This is a genomic window from Acinetobacter sp., from assembly GCF_041919735.1.
Classification (GTDB): Bacteria; Pseudomonadota; Gammaproteobacteria; order Pseudomonadales; family Moraxellaceae; genus Acinetobacter.
Genome location: NZ_JAYRTF010000057.1, coordinates 1 through 1,448 on the forward strand (window position 1 = coordinate 1; position 1,448 = coordinate 1,448).

Here is a 1,448-nt window from a genome sequence, read left to right on the forward strand (position 1 = left end):
TTAGGCAGCGTGACTGCGACTTGCGCTTGGGCCGGCTCGCCCGCTGCTATTGCCCAGGCCAGCAGCACCGCTGCCGCCAGCCTGGCGCGGCTGGGTGTCGCCCTGCCGCTGGGGGGCTGGGGGGTGGCGGTGGGGGATGGGGATGGGGATGGGCCTAGATGGGGGGAGTGCATGTAGGTGGGTGAAGTCAAATGAGATATCAAATGGTCTAGTGTGATATTAATGAATCGAGTATTGCACCTCAGGTTTTAACCGATTTCTGCTGCATTTTATTGTCAATTTTTAAATACTAGAATTTCTCAAGTGAAATTATTTTGCATAAAAACATCAAAAGCATAGCCGCCGTAATTTTCCCCACCAAGACCAGAGCCAACCATACAACATCCTCCATCGAATAAAGGATCAATTATATCTTGCAAACAATGCCTAACTCCAAAAGAAATTTCCTTTATATTTAATTTGCCAAACAATCCATCATAAATTATTTTACTATCCAAAACATCCCTGGAAACAAGCATCAACATCCTGGACATGCCAAAAAAATGATGAACAAGACCCTGTGTATCGCGAATTCCGTTCAGCCGGACATAGTTCATCCATAAAACATTATTATTTTCGATGAAAGCAAATCGCTCACCATGTCCATTTCCCGGCAAGAAGAATAAACTACGATTTCCTTGAAAATACCCGGCAATCCTATCATTCTTCTCCATCAAAGAAAATTCAAGTACACCAATATTAAAATCAAGTTTTTCAAAAAATAATTCAATATCCAACTCAACCTCTGAAATGCCACCCCAACCAAATCGCAGTACGGAGTATTTTTTCAACTTATCGGATTGAAATTCACAAAATGGCAACCCCATGGCGGATTCAAAATAATTCCTTTCCATGTCAATCTCAATATGTATAGTGATTTCCCGTTCCGCCGCGAGCCCCAGGAGGTTGGTGATTATTAAAATGCGGCAAATTTGAACCGTTATTACTTGACCAGGGGTGACCTGCAGGATGCTTTTGGATGGTTTTATTGCCGTCGAAGAAATAATCCGTCGCAGGGCTTCCATGCCGATCACCACGTCCATTTCTATGAGTGTTATGCGTTTGTGATGTGGGGATATTTGCGTCTCGTTTTGCTTTTCTAAATGCAGCTCGAGATGTACCACATGGAACCTGAACCCCTCCGCCATTGTGAACAACTAACCCCTGCACCCCCACAAAGAACGTATGCAGGTTCTCAACCTCCAGGTTGTAGACCCGGGTTGTCTTGACCTCTATCCGTACGTCCTCGATGGTGGCCGTGGCGGTGGCCTTGTCTGACCCGTCCCCCTCCCCGCTGCCCATCAGCAGCAGCTTGGCGCCCTTCTTCAGCAGCACCGCATCGCGCCAGCCTTCGCTGGTGCGGAACGGGTGCCCGTCGGTCGCCGTAATGCGCTTGCCCCCCTCCAGCG

General features: G+C 47.5%; 2 protein-coding genes. Both read right to left on the minus strand.

The window, feature by feature from the left end; translation table 11 throughout:
* Positions 1 to 299: 299 nt before the first annotated feature.
* Positions 300 to 893 (minus strand): hypothetical protein, encoded by a 594-nt coding sequence (locus ACE3T3_RS15900; protein ID WP_374668635.1) that lies wholly within the window; start codon positions 891 to 893, stop codon positions 300 to 302.
* A gap of 7 nt (positions 894 to 900) precedes the next feature.
* On the minus strand, positions 901 to 1,448 hold a 548-nt coding region (locus ACE3T3_RS15905), incomplete at its 5' end, for a Hint domain-containing protein (RefSeq protein WP_374668637.1).

What these genes read in the sequence shown, in the direction of transcription:
- ACE3T3_RS15900 (WP_374668635.1), bottom strand. Translation starts at nt 893, where the DNA reads ATGGAAAGGAATTATTTTGAATCCGCCATGGGGTTGCCATTTTGTGAA.